Source organism: Thermosynechococcus sp. QKsg1 (assembly GCF_031586415.1).
In the GTDB taxonomy this organism is placed as follows: domain Bacteria; phylum Cyanobacteriota; class Cyanobacteriia; order Thermosynechococcales; family Thermosynechococcaceae; genus Thermosynechococcus.
In genome coordinates this window covers 1366527-1383933 of the sequence record NZ_CP134200.1, presented here as the reverse complement: position 1 = coordinate 1383933, position 17407 = coordinate 1366527, and the positions used below count along the sequence as shown (strand labels likewise).

The 17407-nt window shown below is 53.8% G+C and carries 16 protein-coding genes; 8 read left to right on the top strand and 8 right to left on the bottom strand.

Annotated elements, in window-relative coordinates:
- Window positions 1–2 precede the first annotated feature (2 nt).
- From RHP47_RS06910 to RHP47_RS06880, 7 genes are all read right to left on the bottom strand, one after another.
- On the bottom strand, window positions 3–236 hold the full coding sequence (locus RHP47_RS06910) for a DUF370 domain-containing protein (protein WP_149819402.1): 234 nt from the start codon (window positions 234–236) through the stop codon (window positions 3–5).
- The gene (gene carB, locus RHP47_RS06905) at window positions 230–3532 is read right to left on the bottom strand and encodes a carbamoyl-phosphate synthase large subunit (protein ID WP_310840051.1); all 3303 of its coding nucleotides are present in this window, start codon (window positions 3530–3532) and stop codon (window positions 230–232) included. Before carB ends, RHP47_RS06910 begins: the two co-directional genes overlap by 7 nt.
- Window positions 3533–3652: 120 nt before the next feature.
- A complete protein-coding gene (locus RHP47_RS06900; protein ID WP_149819398.1) occupies window positions 3653–4159 on the bottom strand; it encodes a DUF6790 family protein in 507 nt (168 codons plus the stop codon).
- Between the two features lie 186 nt (window positions 4160–4345).
- The gene (locus tag RHP47_RS06895) at window positions 4346–4993 is read right to left on the bottom strand and encodes a prepilin-type N-terminal cleavage/methylation domain-containing protein (protein ID WP_310840050.1); all 648 of its coding nucleotides are present in this window, start codon (window positions 4991–4993) and stop codon (window positions 4346–4348) included.
- An 11-nt stretch (window positions 4994–5004) separates the two neighbouring features.
- On the bottom strand, window positions 5005–5511 hold the full coding sequence (locus RHP47_RS06890; protein ID WP_310840049.1) for a GspH/FimT family pseudopilin: 507 nt from the start codon (window positions 5509–5511) through the stop codon (window positions 5005–5007).
- Window positions 5489–6280: a type II secretion system protein gene (locus RHP47_RS06885; RefSeq protein ID WP_310840048.1), complete on the bottom strand. Its 792-nt coding sequence runs from the start codon at window positions 6278–6280 to the stop codon at window positions 5489–5491. The genes RHP47_RS06890 and RHP47_RS06885 overlap by 23 nt, the downstream gene beginning before the upstream one ends.
- 18 nt (window positions 6281–6298) lie before the next feature.
- A complete protein-coding gene (locus RHP47_RS06880) occupies window positions 6299–8014 on the bottom strand; it encodes a hypothetical protein (RefSeq protein WP_310840047.1) in 1716 nt (571 codons plus the stop codon).
- A 407-nt stretch (window positions 8015–8421) separates the two neighbouring features.
- Between RHP47_RS06880 and RHP47_RS06875 the strand changes: the two genes are divergently transcribed.
- Both RHP47_RS06875 and RHP47_RS06870 read left to right on the top strand, forming a co-directional pair.
- On the top strand, window positions 8422–9726 hold the full coding sequence (locus tag RHP47_RS06875; protein ID WP_226971901.1) for an NCS2 family permease: 1305 nt from the start codon (window positions 8422–8424) through the stop codon (window positions 9724–9726).
- Between the two features lie 49 nt (window positions 9727–9775).
- On the top strand, window positions 9776–10288 hold the full coding sequence (locus RHP47_RS06870; protein ID WP_149819388.1) for an adenine phosphoribosyltransferase: 513 nt from the start codon (window positions 9776–9778) through the stop codon (window positions 10286–10288).
- Between the two features lie 18 nt (window positions 10289–10306).
- Here the strand turns inward: RHP47_RS06870 and RHP47_RS06865 are convergent, their stop codons facing one another.
- Window positions 10307–12004 (bottom strand): phospholipase D-like domain-containing protein, encoded by a 1698-nt coding sequence (locus RHP47_RS06865; RefSeq protein WP_286625071.1) that lies wholly within the window; start codon window positions 12002–12004, stop codon window positions 10307–10309.
- A 122-nt stretch (window positions 12005–12126) separates the two neighbouring features.
- Here RHP47_RS06865 and RHP47_RS06860 point away from each other — a divergent pair, with 122 nt between their 5' ends.
- From RHP47_RS06860 to RHP47_RS06835, 6 genes are all read left to right on the top strand, one after another.
- Window positions 12127–13356 (top strand): acetate/propionate family kinase, encoded by a 1230-nt coding sequence (locus tag RHP47_RS06860; protein WP_286649439.1) that lies wholly within the window; start codon window positions 12127–12129, stop codon window positions 13354–13356.
- Between the two features lie 169 nt (window positions 13357–13525).
- Complete coding sequence (locus RHP47_RS06855; protein ID WP_149819381.1) at window positions 13526–13957, top strand: hypothetical protein; 432 nt, start codon at window positions 13526–13528, stop codon at window positions 13955–13957.
- A 29-nt stretch (window positions 13958–13986) separates the two neighbouring features.
- Window positions 13987–14568, top strand: a complete 582-nt coding sequence (locus tag RHP47_RS06850; RefSeq protein ID WP_302677576.1) for a L,D-transpeptidase — start codon at window positions 13987–13989, stop codon at window positions 14566–14568.
- A gap of 263 nt (window positions 14569–14831) precedes the next feature.
- Window positions 14832–15911: a type IV pilus assembly protein PilM gene (gene pilM / locus RHP47_RS06845; RefSeq protein ID WP_315862996.1), complete on the top strand. Its 1080-nt coding sequence runs from the start codon at window positions 14832–14834 to the stop codon at window positions 15909–15911.
- Between the two features lie 11 nt (window positions 15912–15922).
- Window positions 15923–16624: a PilN domain-containing protein gene (locus RHP47_RS06840; RefSeq protein WP_149819375.1), complete on the top strand. Its 702-nt coding sequence runs from the start codon at window positions 15923–15925 to the stop codon at window positions 16622–16624.
- On the top strand, window positions 16621–17343 hold the full coding sequence (locus RHP47_RS06835; protein ID WP_310840046.1) for a pilus assembly protein PilO: 723 nt from the start codon (window positions 16621–16623) through the stop codon (window positions 17341–17343). The genes RHP47_RS06840 and RHP47_RS06835 overlap by 4 nt, the downstream gene beginning before the upstream one ends.
- Window positions 17344–17407 lie beyond the last annotated feature (64 nt).

The following is a 17407-nucleotide window of genomic DNA, read 5'->3' as shown; positions in this document are numbered from 1 at the left end:
GTCTAGGGGGGTGGGTTGAGTCGCGCCACCAACGTTTCAGGATGCAGCGCCGAGAGAACGACAATCTCCCCATCCAAGACCAGTACGGCACGAGTCCGCCGGCCGTGGGTGGCATCAATGAGGTGATGATGCTGCCGTGCTTCGAGAATCAGGCGTTTAATCGGGGCAGAGTCGGGGCTGACGATCGCCAGCAGTCGCTGCGGCGAGACATAGTTGCCAAAACCAATGTTTAGCATTCCGCCCGATGGTAGTCCTGAAGTGCCCGTACCCCGAGGGTTGAGGTTTGCAGGGTTTTAATGGCGGCAGCCGTCGCCTTGGCACCGGCGATTGTCGTCACAATCGGAATCTTGTAGGCAAGGGCGGTGCGACGAATCAATTGGGCATCGGTACGGGCTTCCTGACCCGAAGGCGTATTCAGAATCAGGTGAATCTGCTCATTTTTAATCGCATCGAGGACATGGGGACGCCCTTCATGAAGCTTGAGGATGAGTTCAATATTACTCAGACCCGCCTCAAGCAGAGCATTGCGGGTTCCTTCGGTGGCAATAATCCGAAAGCCGAGGGACTGCAACTCCTGCACCACGGGCACAATCGCTGCCTTGTCGCGATCGCTCATCGATACAAAAACGGTTCCTTTCAAAGGTAACCTTTGATTGGCCGCCAGTTGAGACTTGGCATAGGCAGCACCAAAGGTCATGTCAATCCCCATCGCCTCACCGGTGGAGCGCATCTCAGGTCCTAGCACCGTATCGGTACCGGCAAATTTTTCAAAGGGCAGAACCGCTTCCTTAACAGCGACATGGTTGGGAATCTTCTCATCGAGGAAATTGAGTTCTGCAAGTGTTTTGCCTGACATCAGGCGGGCAGCCATTTTAGCAAGGGGAATGCCAATCGCCTTGGAGACAAAGGGCACCGTACGGGATGCCCGCGGGTTGGCCTCCAAAATATAGACCTGCTCCCCTTGTACTGCCAGTTGTAGGTTCATCAGCCCCACCACTTTGAGGGCCTTGGCGAGGGCAATACTCCACCTGCGAATGGTCTCCAACACGGTAGGAGAAAGGGATTGGGTGGGCAAGCTACAGGCAGAATCCCCAGAGTGAATCCCGGCTTGTTCGATGTGTTCCATAATCCCGCCAATCACCACGGTACCGCTGGCATCAGCAATGGCATCCACATCCACTTCAATGGCGTTTTCCAGATACTTATCAATGAGAATCGGTCGCTCTGGCTCCACCTGAACGGCTTCGTTCATATAGCGCTCCAATTCGGCATCAGAATAGATAATTTCCATGGCGCGACCGCCGAGCACATAACTGGGGCGCACCACTACGGGGTAGCTAATGCACTGGGCAATACTCAGGGCTTCGGCATAACTGCGAGCGGTGCCATTGGGGGGTTGGGGGATATTCAGCTCCCGCAAGATTTTCTCGAAGCGTTCGCGGTCTTCGGCAATATCAATGGAGTCGGGCGAGGTACCCCAGATTTGCGTTCCGAGGCGATCGCCATGGGTTTCGAGGTACTGCTGGAGGGGTAAGGCGAGTTTCAGGGGGGTTTGACCGCCAAACTGAATAATAATGCCGATGGGGCGCTCCACCTCAATAATGTTGAGGACATCTTCCTTCGTCAGGGGTTCAAAGTAGAGGCGATCGCTGGTGTCGTAATCCGTGGAAACCGTTTCAGGGTTGGAGTTGACCATGATTGTTTCATAGTCATCCGCCCGCAGCGCGTAGGAAGCATGGCAGCAGCAGTAATCAAATTCAATCCCTTGACCAATGCGGTTGGGGCCAGAGCCAAGAATCATTACCCGCGGCTTGCGGGGGGGCAATACTTCCGATTGCGGCGGCAGGGGTTCAACCTCACCCGTCTCCGGGTTAATCTGTTCCACCGGCCGCTCATAGGTGGAGTAGTAGTAGGGGGTGTAGGCCTCAAACTCGGCGGCACAGGTGTCCACGGTTTTATAGACGGGAACAACACCGAGGGATTGGCGATAGGCACGCACCTGATCATCGGTGGTTTTGGTGGCGTAGGCAATTTGGGCATCACTAAAGCCCTGCTGCTTGACCCGCCAGAGATCATCAGCAGTGAGTTGCTCTAGTTTGCTGCGCTTGAGGAATTTTTCCGTTTCTAGGAGTCCCTGCATCTGCCGCAGGAACCACGGATCAATGGCCGTCAGTTCGTAAATCTCCTCAACGGTCATCCCCAAAAGGAAGGCGTGGCGAATGGCAAAGATGCGATCGGGATTGGGTGTGCGCAGTTTCCCCCGCAGTTGCTCAAGGCTGGGGAGTTTTTCGGGGCGATCGCACCCCCAGCCGGCGCGTCCCGTTTCCAGCGATCGCAGGGCTTTTTGCAGGGACTCTTGGAATGTGCGGCCAATGGCCATGGCTTCACCAACGGACTTCATTTGGGTGGTCAGCACCGGCTGCGAGCCGGGAAACTTCTCAAAGGCAAAGCGGGGAATTTTGGTGACCACGTAGTCAATCGTGGGTTCAAAGCTAGCGGGGGTTTTCTTGGTAATGTCATTGGGGATTTCCGGCAGGGTGTAGCCCACGGCCAATTTCGCCGCCATTTTGGCAATGGGAAAGCCGGTTGCCTTAGAAGCGAGTGCTGAGGAGCGGGAGACGCGGGGATTCATTTCAATGACGATCACTTCCCCTGTTTCCGGGTTAACGGCAAACTGAATGTTTGATCCGCCCGTTTCTACGCCAATTTCCCGAATGATTTTGATGGCAGCATCCCGCAGCCGTTGATACTCTTTATCCGTCAGGGTTTGCGCTGGTGCGACAGTGATGGAGTCCCCGGTATGGATACCCATGGGATCCACGTTCTCAATGGAGCAGATAATGACCACGTTATCGGCCATGTCCCGCATCACTTCCAGTTCGTATTCTTTCCAGCCGATCAGGGATTGCTCAATAAGGATTTGTGAGACAGGACTGGCATCGAGACCGGCAGCGGCAATTTCTTCAAATTCCTCTTGGTTGTAGGCAATGCCGCCCCCAGTGCCCCCTAGGGTAAAGGCGGGGCGAATAATCAGGGGATAAACCCCAATCTCTTGGGCGATCGCCCGCGCCTCTTCGAGGGTATTGGCCAAGCCAGAGGGACACACCCCCACACCAATGCGCTGCATTGCCTCCTTAAAGAGCTTGCGATCCTCGGCCATTTCAATGGCTGGCAACTTAGCCCCAATCAGTTCCACCCCATAGCGATCGAGAACCCCTAATTTTGACAGAGCCACCGCCAAGTTCAGGGCCGTTTGTCCCCCCATTGTGGGCAGTAGGGCATCGGGGCGTTCGGCGGCAATGACTTTTTCCACCATTTCCGGGATGAGGGGTTCAATGTACGTGCGATCAGCGGTCTCGGGATCCGTCATGATGGTGGCGGGGTTGGAGTTAATCAGGATCACCTCGTACCCTTCCTCGCGCAACGCCTTACAGGCTTGGGTTCCCGAATAGTCAAATTCACAGGCTTGACCAATGACAATCGGACCCGAACCAATAATGAGAATTTTTGAAATATCGGTACGACGAGGCATAGGGACAACGCAGCCAAAGGATTTCAATCACGCCTTCCCTATCCTACACTCCCCCTTGCGATCGCGCCTGTTCTGTTAAGTTGAAAATCACTCGGTCACCAGCTCTGAGGGCGATTGGTGTTAGGATTTACTCACATTCCTATGAGGGTGGGACACATTCCAGCGACTGCGGCCCCACAGCAATGTCAAGATCAACGACGGTACGCCAACATCGTAAAGCCAAATCCCCCAGCCAGCATTGTAGGGGGCAAAATTTCCCAGCAACATCTGTTGGTAGTGGCCATAGGCACATCCCAACACATAGACCGAGAAACCAATCCCTGTTGCTGACCAAAACAATCCTCGTTGCCAAATACAGAGCAGGCCAAGAATCCCAAAGGCCAGATTCGCCATTGCGACCTCAAATTGGAAAGGACTCCCCGGCAACCAGCCAATTTTGCGAGCCGTCGCTGCAGCATCAAACGTATGCACCAACGCACTCATCACCCCCCCAATTCCCACAAAAATAACCAGTAGGTACAGCAAGCTGACATGGATGATCCCTGCCCGTGTACGCTGGTGAGGCTGTCGCCACAAATGCAGACCAATGCCAAGAATAGTCATCAGACTATAAAAAAGCCAAATCATGGTTGCATCCCTATAACAGCCGCAATAGAAAAACGATGACCCTTTTGTCAAACAGGGGGTACGTAAAGTAAAGGGGAGGTCATCCCGTTCCCTAGGAACTTTCACCGTTTTGAACCTATTCTATCCGAGTGAAGAGGAGAAGCTATCAGTGTTCCCAAAAGTACCTCTCAAGGAATGCTGCTGCCGCTAGGGAGTAGGGGTCGCAGATCCGGATCGCACGGCGGCAAGGGTTTCTGCTTGGTAAACCGTACCCGTTGACTCCACCAAACCAGCAATGCAGAGCTTGACATTGCGATTGTGCTGAACGAAGACGCGAAACCCTCCTTTGTTGGTGCCACTGTCAACAGCGCCCGGCAAGTTATTGGTGCAGTTGAGACTCGTGTTGGCAATGCCATCAATCAACGCATTGGGGGTAGAGTCACCAATTTTTTGGCGATAGAGAATCATCGGGCCTCGCCACACCACATTGCTTGTCTTGGGACGGGTGTAATAGGCCACACGGGTTGTGCTGGCCAAAGTGCCGTTGTCTTGCTCCTCGAGGTTATCCGCTGTTTTTTCCATAAACATCACCAATTGGTAGCCACCACTGGGAATGACCCAATCTGGGGGTGCCGTGGTTGAAATGCGAATGGCTGAGCGAATATCATCGGAGATAAAGTCGAGGGCGCGGCTCAGGTTCATGCGGGTAATTGCCTGCTCTTCAACACGACGACTGTTTTGCAGGATAGCCACCATTGCCCAACCACTCATGGCCACAACAATACTGCCAACGGCAGCCGCTACCAGTAACTCCGTCAATGTAAAGCCGCGATTGCCTCTGCGCCAGTCCTGCATCTCCCTGCTCCTTAATCGCGCGCTTGACAGTTAGCGGCAGTTGCACCCGTGGTGTCCGTTGCGAGGTAATTGCCCGTACGCATTATCCCCAATCCTAAAGACACCACCAAACAGCGCTGCAGGGTCGGATGGCTTGTGGAGGCAATCACAATCGTGCCTGTACTACTGGTGCGCCCCTGAAAGCCAAACCGTACGGCGGCAGTTCCTATTCCTCGACGCAAGGTCACGTTTTCCAGTTGGCGGGAGCCATTGGGCAGACATTGGGGTGGATCCCCCGCGATAGTAGGATTGGTGCCTGTGTTAATCGTCACTCGACAGGTTTGGTTGCGCCGCATTGCCTCCCGTTGCGCTTCCCGCAGTGCCCCCTCTAGGCTTTCAAGGGCTTGGTTGACCCGCTGCGTTTCTAGCCAATAGAGAAAGCTCGGCGTGACAGCCACCGCTAAAATCGCTGCCACCGTCAGGACAATCAGGATTTCAATCAGGGTCATGCCCTGCTCACGGACAGCGGAAAAATGCATTGGGCACCACCTCGGTTGATAGTTGAGCAACGACGCGGTTGTTACTATTGCGCACAGAATAGGCCAGTTCTAGGGTTTGGAAGGGCGCTTCCGCGCGGGTTGTTGGCGTACGGGTTAATGTAAAAGTGTCATTGACAATCGGACGGTTGTTGTTATTGCTGTTCAAGGGCGGAATCAGCGTTTGCAGGTAGGCACCAAACCCCCCATCAATCCCGTTCGTTTCGTTGGGCTGAATCCGACAGCGGGCATAAACGCGGGTGCCTACGCCCCGATAGCCCCCCACACTAGGGGTAATGGTAATGGTATTGCCCGTAATAGCGGTAATTTGTCGCGTCCCAGAATCTGAACCAATGAGAACGCGATCGCCCACTCGAAACCCATCCGTGGGTGAAGTTACTGGACAGGCACCCCCGGTGCGATACTCTGGGGGCATGGCTTGATCGTAGTCACTTTCACCGGGTTCGATGAGCGCCAACGTGAGGGTTGTATCCGTGCTTTGGGCAGAAGCGGCCAATTTGCGTTGGGCAAACTTTGTCTGGCACAGATCGTAGGCAACAATTTTGATATTTTCCAGATCATCTTGGATCCAGTGACTGGCCTCGGCAAATTTGCGGGCATCCGCTTGGAAAAAGGCGGCCACCACAATGGCCTGCATGGCAGCGATGGTAAAGAGGCTAATCACCAGAATAGAAGCCAAAACCTCCGCAAGGGTAAAGCCTTGGGAACGTTGCTTTACCAGCCAGTGGAAACAGAGTTTATGGTGAGTCATCAACATCGCCTCCGGCGTTTAGTACTGGGCTAAGCGGTTCCAGTTGCTGGCTTCCGTGGTGCGTGCCACCACAATTGAAGCATTGGTATAGTTGCCCCCTAGGGCTTCAGGCAGGCGATCGGGCACCGCAATTTCCGCATTGTTGGAACTGGAACCATTCCACTCCTTGGCCCAAACAGCCCCAAAAATATCAGGTGTTCTGCTGCCGCCATTAATCCCCACTTTGGCATCCGGGGCATAGACAAAGACACTCCCTGCTGTGGCACCACCGCTGAGAGTAAAGGATTGATCAGGCGTGCTGTTGTTGGGGTCTGGGGGGTTGCCATAGATCCGCAGACGATCCGGTGTGCCGACACCCGAGGGAAGTCCCATATTAGCGCCGGTACCGCAGGTAGAAGAGTCTGGGGAACATGTATTGTCAATCCCTGCTTGGCCGCTGAGGGAGATGTTGCCACTGACGTAGAGGCGAATGGCATATTTAGTCGTATCAAATCTCACCCTCTCGTTACCACTAAGGTTAATGTTGTTAATGCGGTAGGCGTAGTAAACTTTGTTAGGATTGACGATTCGCTCCCCAGGCCGTAGGGGATCGGGAATAAAGAAGGGAATGTTGGGATCGGGGTCAACGTAGGGGCGATCGTCGGGACGGGGAAAGTTTTGGTCAGTTGTCCTACCTGTAACGTCCTGTGAGTTTTGGGGAGGATTTCTGCCCTGTCCTGGAATCGGAAAGTTGGCGTAGGCACCCTGACTATAGCCGCCTGCCGCTTCTAGGGCTTCCCTAAAGTCAGTGACTTGACTGGATGGTAACCAACTGGGCAGCGTGGTCAGGGGAACACTCCCTAGCACGGAACCACCCACCGCAGCGGGCACTTCAGGAAAAGGCGGTAGGTTAATCTTGTTGATGGCGATCGTCCCCTCAATAATCGCGTTATTGAGCGCTCCGATGGCACTGCGCAGTCCCTGTTGGGTCGGCTGGCCATTTTGGCACTGGGCTTGGGGAACCACACAGTTGGCAGGATTGGTGCAGATCACGTTGCCGTTGACGGTGCCAAAGACATCATTGTTGCCGAGGTTAATGCTTTGTGCCAGCAGGCCAGGGAAGTTGGAGGGCACGCTGCGATCCGTAATCACCATCTTTTGCAAGATGAAGGCATTCGCCGGCGAGTTATTGGGCAAGCGACCTTCGATCAACAGGTGTCCTGTTTGCGTTGGTGCATCGTAGAGATAGGAGAGAATACGGTAATTGCCCTGCACAGGGGTGCCAATTGTGCCGTTGAGGACAATCGTATTTAGGTTATCGAGGGTAAAGCAGGGGGGCGCATCAGAACCAAGGCTCGCCGCTGTCCATTCATTCACAGCAAGAACATTCAAACCCGTGGTATTGGGCTGACCCACTTTTGTTGCATCCGCTGCGCGACTGATCAGGTAGGGGCGGGCAGGATTAAAGTTCGTATTGTTAGCGGGGTTATAGGTGCGGCGCAGCAGAATCTGGTAGTTGCCATTGAGTAAGCCAAGGGTACGGGCCATACCGCCTTCAGCCACCGCAAAGGCCTGCTGAGTTTGTTTTTGCAAGCTAGCAGTGCTCACATCCAGTTGCGATCGCGAGAGCAGGGTTAGGGCAACCACAATCATGATCAGTCCCATGCCCAAGACCAAAGGCAGAGTAAACCCCCGCTGCCGATACCCCGGACGGGGATAGCGACGTTTCAGTGAGCGCACCAGTTTTTTCATCATTGGCCTGTCCTCTATTGTTCTATTATTGCCCCTATTGCCCCAACCTTAACCTTTGCTCTATCAATATATCTTGACTAGAAGAACTTCGTTGCTGCTGATGCTGAGTTGAATATGCCCTCAATTTTTGGCTTTTATACACAGTTGATATAATTTAACCGCAAACTTCAGAGAGGTGATGTAATCTCGCTCACATCCATGTCCTGCTCCCTATTATACCTTTCCCCAAAAGGCTCCATTTCAAGGGTACTCCAGCATAGAAGTGGCGAATCTCTCTGTTAGGGACAAGTCCAAGCCTTATCAAATTCACTCATACTGGGCTTTAGTGTAAATAAACTTGAATAACTCTTGCACAAAGGAGCAACCTCTTGAGGAGACATGGGTACTCACGCTTTAGGGATTGGTTCAATTTGCAGCAAGCACACACCTCACTCCCTACCGAGGCACTGGCGGCACTGACAACATTTCTAACGATGGCCTACATCCTGCCGGTGAATGCGCAAATTCTTTCCAATGCTATTTTTTTAGCGCAACCACAGGATTTGCAGGGGGAGTTAGTGATTGCAACCGCAGTATCGGCGGCAGTGGGTAGCATGCTGATGGGGATTTGGGCAAATTACCCGATTGCGTTGGCCCCCGGCATGGGCATCAATGCCTTTTTTGCTTTTGCGGTGGTGGGGCAAATGGGGTTGCCTTGGCCATTGGCGTTGAGTGCTGTTCTCCTCGAGGGCATTGTGTTTGTGCTGCTGACCCTAACGGGGGTGCGATCGCTGATTGTAAATATGATTCCCATGTCCTTGAAGGTGGCGATCGCTGCCGGGGTGGGGCTATTTATCGCCTACATTGGCCTTAGCAATGCGGGAATTATCATTGCTGATGCCGCCACGAAAACAAAACTCACCACCTTTGACACATGGCCACCCATCCTCGCTGCCCTTGGGATTCTTTTGACGGCGTTTCTCTGTGCTAAGGGGGTGCGGGGCGCGATTTTTTGGGGAGTGATGATGACTGCCTTGGCTGCATGGCTAGTGGGAGCTACCCCTTGGCCGACAGGTTTGATCCAATGGCCGCAATGGCCGTCCCATCTCTTTGGTCAAGCCTTAGTGGGTTTTGGACAATTACAACCGCAGCAGTTGGGGTCTTTTCTCTTGGTCACCTTGGTACTGCTTTTTACCGATATGTTTGACACCGTGGGCACGCTCTCTGCGGTGGGGGTACAGGCGGGGTTTCTCAATCAGCAGGGACATTTCCCCCGCGCTTTGGGAGCCTTTATGGCGGATGCAGTGGGGACAATTGTTGGCGCCCTCTTTGGCACTTCCACCGTGACCACCTATATTGAATCGGCAGCAGGCATTGCCGTGGGGGGACGGACGGGGCTAACGGCGCTGATGGTGGGGGGCTTGTTTTTGCTCTCACTGCTGTTTTTGCCGATTACGACCGCCATTCCCAGTTTTGCGACGGCACCGGCCTTGGTGCTGGTCGGTGTCTTTATGGCGCGATCGCTCCCAGACATTCCTTGGTCTGATCTCACGGAAGCGATTCCTGCTTTTTTAGTGGTGTTGGTGATGCCCTTGAGCTACTCCATCAGTGAGGGGCTAGCGGTGGGATTTATTAGCTATCCAATCGTGAAATGGGCGGCAGGCAAAGGGAGAGAAGTGCATCCTGCCCTCTGGGGATTGGCGGTTATCTTTATTGCCCACTACTTTTGGCGTTAGACAGGATCTAAGATAGGATGCTTCTGAACTGATTGGAACCTAACTACCTATGGATCTCAAATCCCTGATTCGCGATGTCCCAGACTTCCCTAAGCCAGGCATTTTGTTTCGGGATTTAACAACGCTGCTGCAAAATCAGGCGGGGCTGCGCTACGTCATTGACCAATTGGTGGAAAAACACGCCAACGATGGCATTGACTATGTGGCTGGCATCGAGTCACGGGGATTTATTTTTGGCGCTCCCTTGGCCTATCGCTTGGGAGCCGGCTTTATCCCTTTGCGCAAACCGGGTAAACTCTGCGCGCCGGTCTATGCTGTGGAGTATGAGCTAGAGTATGGGCGCGATCGCCTCGAGATGCACCAAGATGCCATTGAACCAGGGCGGCGGGTGTTAATTGTCGATGACTTGATTGCCACAGGGGGCACAGCAGCAGCGGCGGCGGGTCTGATCCAAAAAGCACAAGCTGAACTCCATGGCTTTGCCTTTATTGTTGAGCTGACGGACTTGGGAGGACGGCACAAACTTCCCAATGTGCCAATTACCACCCTTGTAACCTATTAGGTGTGGCTTGCGAGGACATTACCACGTCACGCGATCGCGCAAGCGTTCGAGGAGCTTCGGCCCGACACCGGGGACGGCATCTAGATCGGCCAAGGATTGAAAGGGCTTTTGCTCGCGGGCACGGATAATTTCAGCCGCTAGTTTTGGGCCGACGCCCGGTAGGGTTTGCAGTTCCTCTGCGGTGGCCGTGTTCAAGTTCACCCGTGTAGTCGGTGTGCTGGCACGATTTCCTGAAGAGGGGGCAGGTCGGGTGGCAATCTTACCGCCACAGGCGGTCAACTGCTGCTGAATGCGATCGCGAATATGCTGCGGCAGACCCAAACGACTATTGCTATAGAGCCGCTCAAACTCCCGTTCGTAGTGAGCTGCAACCGTAGGATGCTCGATGACCAGCAAGAATTCATCATTGCCGCGGTTGGCCGCCTCGGACCAGTTGTGAGAACCAACAATGACGGTGCGATCGTCGACCACGCCATACTTGTGGTGCAGCTTATCGCCCTCTGGTAGGAGGGGGGTGCCCACCGTTTGAATGGGGTTTTGCCACGGGCGGTTGCCGGCTTCGTAGTAACAGTTGCCTTGACGGGCTTGGGCAGTATTGGCCATCGCCACCCCCATCATATCGAGGGCTTCGCTAAAGTCACGGTAGATAAATCCTGAGTCAATGAGGGCGCGAATGCTAACCCCTTGGTTATGGCGTTCCTCTAAAACGTAGGATAGTTCTTGATCTGAAAAGACAAAAAGCGCCATGTCAATTTTTTGGCGTGCCCAACGTAGTGTTTGGCCAATCAAGCCATTGGTGGAGACAGACCAAGGTTGCGATCGCGGGGTTGGCGAAAAGCGCACTGTAACCATGGCATCGCCCACCGCTACTGGTTGAGGGGGACGCACTGGCTTTTTGACCCCAAAGCGACTGTTGGGCTGACCACCGGGACCATCCCCCCACATGATGTTGAATTCCTCAGTAAATAGGCGTGCCACGGCGGGACTATCAATCACCAAGAGGGAGTTGGCATTGCCACGGGTATCGGGTCGTCCCAAGTCGCCGTGGACATCACTGAGGGTAAAGTTCGCCGTAGTCGCAATCACTTGGCGATTGTCAATCACAATAAACTTGTGGTGCATGAGCATACTGCCTTTGGAGCCATCGGCAGTGTCATCAATCCAAGGAATCTTCGCTTCGTTGAGAATCGTCTGCACATCGCGATCGCTGAGTTCGGCAGCACTGAGTTGGCCATCGCCGTTGGTGTCCACCAGCGCTTTCCAGTCGTTATAGCGCTCCCGCATCCTTGGATCCATGGCACTCACCTGCCCAGCACTGTATGTTGCCCAAGGGGCAGTGTAGGTATTTTCCATCACCACCCGTACCCGCACCCCCGTCTGCTGCCGTGCTGCTAGGGCCTTGGCAAGATTGGGTAAGCGAAACTCCTGCACCGCCACATCAATCGTCTTTTGTGCCTTGGCAATCTGCTCAATCATGATTGCCTCAAGGTCTTCCCCTTCACGGGTATAGGGGCGATAGGGTTCTTGATAACTGTGGGCTTGGGAGTGATTCATGTGTACCGCGATTTGCGGATGTTGAGGCAGCGGGTCTAGGGCAGGGCGGAGAATTGGGTGCGATCGCAATTGAGTGAGCACCACAGCCGCAATCAACAGCCCCAATAGAAACAACAGCAGATACACACCGTGTCGCCGCCATTTAAGCTTTTGCCAAAACACGCTGACTTCCCCAATGCTTGTCCCAATTCTAGGGCTATCTTTTTCGCCTCAAGGTGTTCTGCGCTGCATCGGTTGCCACGGGCGCTTGGCTAGGATAGAGGCGATGCTTTTGCAGGCCTGCCATGATCACGGTGCTGGTGTTAAATGCTGGCTCTAGTAGCCTCAAAGCCTGTTTGTATCGGTTAGCACCTGAAATGGCGGCAACGGCTGCCACACCCCCCGCTCCCCTTTGGCAAGGCCTGCTCGATTGGGGACAAGACCCAACGGTGGCGCGGCTCAAGGTCACAACTGCCGACCAGCGCTACGAAGCCAGCCTAACCCACCCAGAGGGGGGAATTGCAGGCCTACGGGACTGGCTCAAAACTCTCTTAGAAACCCTCACCAGCGGTTCGACAACGCTCCTAGAAAGCCTTGCAGAGATTACGATCATTGGTCATCGCGTGGTTCATGGGGGTAGCCGTTACCAAGCAGCGGTGCGCGTGGATGCGCAGGTGAAAGCAGCCATTAGGGAATTCAGTGAATATGCTCCACTCCACAACCCAGCGAACCTGCTGGGAATCGAATTGATGGCGGAAATTTGCCCCCAAACGCCCCAAGTGGCCGTGTTTGATACCGCGTTCCATGCCCAACTGCCAGCAGTGGCGCGCACCTACCCTATTCCCTATGAATTGACCACCGCTGGTATTCAACGCTACGGCTTCCACGGCATTAGCCATCAATACGTCAGTGAACGGGCGGCCACCCTATTACAGCGTCCCTTAGCAGCGTTACGCCTAATTACCTGCCACCTTGGCAATGGCTGTTCCCTCACTGCGGTTAAGGGGGGAGTCTCGGTGGAGACCACGATGGGCTTTACACCCACGGCGGGAGTGATGATGGGGACGCGCTGTGGCGACATTGATCCGGGAATTTTGCTCTATCTGTTGCGGCGGGGCAAGACAGTTGAAGACCTCGATCGCTTGGTGAATCGGCAATCGGGCCTGTTGGGAATCTCTGGGGTGAGTAACGATTTGCGCCAGATCTTGGCAGCGATTGATCAGGGGAATGCCCAAGCGCAGTTGGCCTATGACTGTTTTATCTACTCCCTGCAACGGGGCATTGCCAGTCTCTTGCCCAGTCTTGGTGGTCTCGATGCGTTGGTATTCACAGCAGGAATTGGTGAAAATGCCGCCGGTGTGCGCCGCGATGTCTGCCGAGGACTGGGTTGGTTGGGAATTGAGTTAGATAGCGCAGCTAACGAAGAGAGCAAAGGCGATCGCGACATTGCGCTGCCGACTGCTCCCGTACGGGTTCTCGTGGTTCAGACCCAAGAGGATTGGGCGATCGCCCGCGCCTGCATACAGCTTCTGTAAACTGAATTTGCTGAAGAAAACATAAGAAAACATCAAGATTTATGCCCTAGCCTTGACGCCCCAAGGGCAGCGTACGTAGAATGCGGGTAATTATTCACTCCTCAGTATTCAGTTTTCAGTATTCAATCTTTAAATCGTCCAGAGACAAAAAAACATCAGGAGTTGAACTGTGTTGAATCTGCGTCGTACCGCTCTTGTTGCCTTGGCCGCAATGGCAACCTGTACCACTGTTTTACTTTCTCCTGCTGAAGCCAAACAGGTGAAGGCTGTGCGGGGCGTTGTCACCAACATTGATGGGGATAATGTCACCCTGCGGCAACCTTGGGGTGAAGAGATTGTGGTGGTGTTTGATCGCAAGCACCGTCAGCGCCCCTTCCGCAAGGAAATTGTTGAAGGTCTGGATGTGGCAGTGATTTTGGATCCAAAGGCCAGTGTGCCCACCGCCAAAATCATCTGTGCCGCCATCGTGCCTGCCCCTGAGTATGTCGCGGTAACCCCCATTCAAGTGCCTCAAGTGGGTGGCTCAGCACCGGCTCCGCGTCCGGCTGCCATTCCCCCCGCAGCACCAGCGCCGGCACCGCCAACACAAATTCTGTTCTAAACATCCTGAGAGAGATCGGAGTTGTTCTCATGCTGGGCTGGGTCAGAGGAAAAACCTTAAGTTTAGCACTGGGGGCGATCGCCACTCTGCCTATGGCTGCTGTGGGTGCTGAAGAATTGAAGGTGAGCCGTGCCTCTGAGTCAGAGCCGTACTTACCGACCACCTTAGCGCCCTTGGCACTTCCCCCCCTTGGTGAAGCAACTCCGTTTCTACCCGCTTTAGAACGCAAAATTGTCCTGCGCTTGCGGCAGCGCCGCGTCTTTCTCTATGAAGGTGATCAAGTATTAGCCAGCTATCCCGTGGCTGTGGGCAAGCCGGGCTGGGAAACGCCCCAAGGTAATTTCAGAGTGCTGCACAAAGTCGTCAATCCCCAATGGCGTAATCCCTTTACGGGGGTTTTGGTTCCGCCGGGGGGTCGCAACCCTTTGGGCGATCGCCTGATTGTCTTTGCCCCCATGGGAAATAACAACTATGCTGGCTTCCACGGCACAACGAATGAATCTTTGATTGGCCAAGCCGTTTCCCATGGCTGTGTGCGGATGCGCAACGATGATATTCGCGCCCTCTTTGAAAAAATTGAGGTGGGCACACGGGTGATTGTTCAGCCCTAGTTGATCTTAATTAAGAAAAACTGATACCATCATTGAGCGATCGCTGGTGACTTTCCCCAAGAGCGATCGCTCAAGTTTTGCATAAAGCCACTTTGCAAACCATACCAATGCATTGGAAAGAGCCGATGCACATTGGTTATGATCGCCTTAGCAACACAGGTGTTTCCATAACCCTGTCAGGTTAGGGTCTGGCCTCGTTCTGAAATTCACTCTTCACGCCATCTCGCTAATGCAAACTTGACCGTTCACTGGTGGGTGATATTGTGCTGGGAAATCTATTTGCAAAACCAAAGCAGGGCTTGGGGATTGAACTCACCCCAGAGCGGGTCAATATCGTACAGCTTCAGCGGCAAAAGCAGGGTCTGAAAATGACCGCTATGGCCTCAGTGCCCTTGAGTGAAGGCGCCATTGAAGAAGGCCGCATCATTGACACCACCGCCGTTGCCGATGCCATCCGTCAAGGGATTGAGGATAAACGCATTAAACAAAAAGAGGTGATCAGTGCTATTCCCATGAATGAAGCCGTAATTCGCCTGATTCGCCTGCCTGCGGAATTACCCGACTACGAATTGCGGGAAGTGGTTCTCATGCAGGAAGCCCCACTGTACCTTCCCTTTCCCCGTGAAGAGGCCGATGTTGACTATCAAAAACTGGGAACCTCCCTTGATGAAGATGGCATTGAGCGGGTAGAAATTTTGCTCGTGGGCACGCCCCGCGAAGTGACCGATGCCTACATCAATGCCTTTACCCAAGCCGGTTTACAACTCACCGCCCTTGAAGTGACCAATTTTGCCCTCATGCGTACCCTGCGGGATTCACTACAGCAGTTTGTGGGCGAAGCAGCAGCGATTATTGATATAGGCGACGAGGGCACAGAAATTAGTATCGTCAAAGATGGCATTCCCCAGTTCAACCGCAAAGTGCCCATTGGCAAAGAACGGATGCAAGAAGCCATTAGCCGCGCCATGAACTTGCCGCCTTCGATGGGCGTTGACCTGATTGAGAATCTGACCGTTCCCCTAGAGCCGATGGATGTGACCGGAGCACTCAACCCCAGTGGTGCCGCTATTTTGCGAGTGCTCTCCGATCTAGCAGACGAAATCCGCCGCTCTATTGACTTTTACCTCAACCAAGGGGAAAGTCTAGAGGTCTCGCAGTTGCTGCTTGCCGGTCCCGGTGCCAGTATTGGTCAAGTGGATGAGTTTTTTAGTCAGCGGCTCAACTATGCCACCACTTTGGTTGACCCCATTAGTTTGCTGGGACTGCAAACCCTAGAAGAGATTCCCCTCGAAAAACGCCCTGCCCTCGGCACGGTGATTGGTCTTGGTCTGCGTGGCGCTTAGGAGCATCCCCGATGTACTCAATTGAGATTAACCTCCTTAAAGAACGTCCCGAAGTGGGGGGCATGGCTGCTACCACAGCCGCAGCGGCAGGAATGAGTAATGTGCCGATTATTCTTGGCTCTGTAGCGGCGCTCTTTTTTGTAGGGCTTGCACTCCTCGGCTCGGTGGGTGCCAACCTCTGGCTGCAACAACTGACGAGTAAGCAAAAAAGCATTCAGAATCGCCTTGCAGCGATTTCTCCAAACCTGCAACGCATGGATGAAATTAAAAAAGAGCAGGAGCAGGTTACCGCGGAAACCAAAGCCCTAGCCTCGGTGTTTAATCAGGTCAAACCTTGGTCGGCGGTGATGCGCAATATGGCAACTCAAACGCCAGCAGGGGTACAAATTCGGCGGATTACCCAAGGCGGACAAACAGGCCAAGAGCTAACGATTGAAGGCACAGCCGTATCCTTTGATGCAGTCAGTGACTTTCTTTTGCTCTTGCAAAATCGCTCTCCCTTCTTTGATGGCAAGGCCACTCAGTTGGTGAAGGCGGAACGGGCAAATCAACAGGGTGAGGAAGAGACAACCGCAAGGGTTTCCTTCAATATCAAGACGGCGATCGCCAGCGTGCCGGCATCGGAACTCCTTGAAGAACTCGCGGCCAATGGCGTTGAAGGACTGGTGGCGCGCATTCAATTTCTCAAAGAAAAAGGAGTGGTACAGGAATGACCCTAACTGGCGATTTTGGCGGCCCCCCGATTGAGGAACCCGCACCCAATTATCCGACGGTCTTTGGCATTACCCTGACACCCGTCGTCAGTGGTGTCCTTATTGCCTTGGTAGGTTTGGGAGCAGCGGTTTACTTGGGGAGTCTTCTCATTGCCCCCAAACTGGAGGAAGCGGCCAAGTTACAGGAGGAAATTGCCCAACAGGAAAATGACCTCTCCCAGCGGGAAGTGATCCTGAAGCAACTCAATGATGTGGTAGCGGGGCTAGAGCGCGCCAAGCAGCAAAATCGTGACGTGCGATCGCTCTTTGCCACACAGGAAGCCCTAGACACCCTCCTCCTTGACATTAACCGCCTGATCTTGACCAGCGGCGCCCAACTGACCACATTTGAACCCGATAGTGCAGCTTCAGGAATTGTCCAAGATGGCTCCCTTGGCCCCGAATTAAATGCCAAACTAAAACAACAGGTAACCAACGTTACGATTCAAGGGCCATTTCCCAGCATTTTGCAGATCATGCAAAAAATTGACCAGCAGCAGAACTTCCTCGTGATTAACAACCTGACGATGGAACTCGTTGCTGATAAGCCCGGCGAAGTGATTACCACATTTAAGCTTATGGCCTACGTACCCCTAACCCCTGAGGAAATTGCCGCTTTGGCCCCCCCACCCCAAGGAGGTGAGCAGCAAGGACAACCGCAACAACAACAGCAGCAATAGCGCATGGCAAGCCAAAAAGCAGCGTAGAGTGTCTTGGGATTGAGTTGCATTCTCTTTTCATACG

Bases quoted from the DNA above. Each gene is read 5' to 3' on its own strand.
- RHP47_RS06860 (WP_286649439.1), top strand. From the start codon at position 12,127: ATGATCACGGTGCTGGTGTTAAATGCTGGCTCTAGTAGCCTCAAAGCC.
- RHP47_RS06880 (WP_310840047.1), bottom strand. From the start codon at position 8,014: ATGATGAAAAAACTGGTGCGCTCACTGAAACGTCGCTATCCCCGTCCG.
- RHP47_RS06910 (WP_149819402.1), bottom strand. From the start codon at position 236: ATGCTAAACATTGGTTTTGGCAACTATGTCTCGCCGCAGCGACTGCTG.
- RHP47_RS06870 (WP_149819388.1), top strand. From the start codon at position 9,776: ATGGATCTCAAATCCCTGATTCGCGATGTCCCAGACTTCCCTAAGCCA.
- RHP47_RS06890 (WP_310840049.1), bottom strand. From the start codon at position 5,511: ATGCATTTTTCCGCTGTCCGTGAGCAGGGCATGACCCTGATTGAAATC.
- RHP47_RS06900 (WP_149819398.1), bottom strand. From the start codon at position 4,159: ATGATTTGGCTTTTTTATAGTCTGATGACTATTCTTGGCATTGGTCTG.
- RHP47_RS06885 (WP_310840048.1), bottom strand. From the start codon at position 6,280: ATGACTCACCATAAACTCTGTTTCCACTGGCTGGTAAAGCAACGTTCC.
- RHP47_RS06835 (WP_310840046.1), top strand. From the start codon at position 16,621: ATGACCCTAACTGGCGATTTTGGCGGCCCCCCGATTGAGGAACCCGCA.
- carB (WP_310840051.1), bottom strand. From the start codon at position 3,532: ATGCCTCGTCGTACCGATATTTCAAAAATTCTCATTATTGGTTCGGGT.
- RHP47_RS06840 (WP_149819375.1), top strand. From the start codon at position 15,923: ATGTACTCAATTGAGATTAACCTCCTTAAAGAACGTCCCGAAGTGGGG.
- RHP47_RS06895 (WP_310840050.1), bottom strand. From the start codon at position 4,993: ATGCAGGACTGGCGCAGAGGCAATCGCGGCTTTACATTGACGGAGTTA.
- RHP47_RS06850 (WP_302677576.1), top strand. From the start codon at position 13,987: ATGCTGGGCTGGGTCAGAGGAAAAACCTTAAGTTTAGCACTGGGGGCG.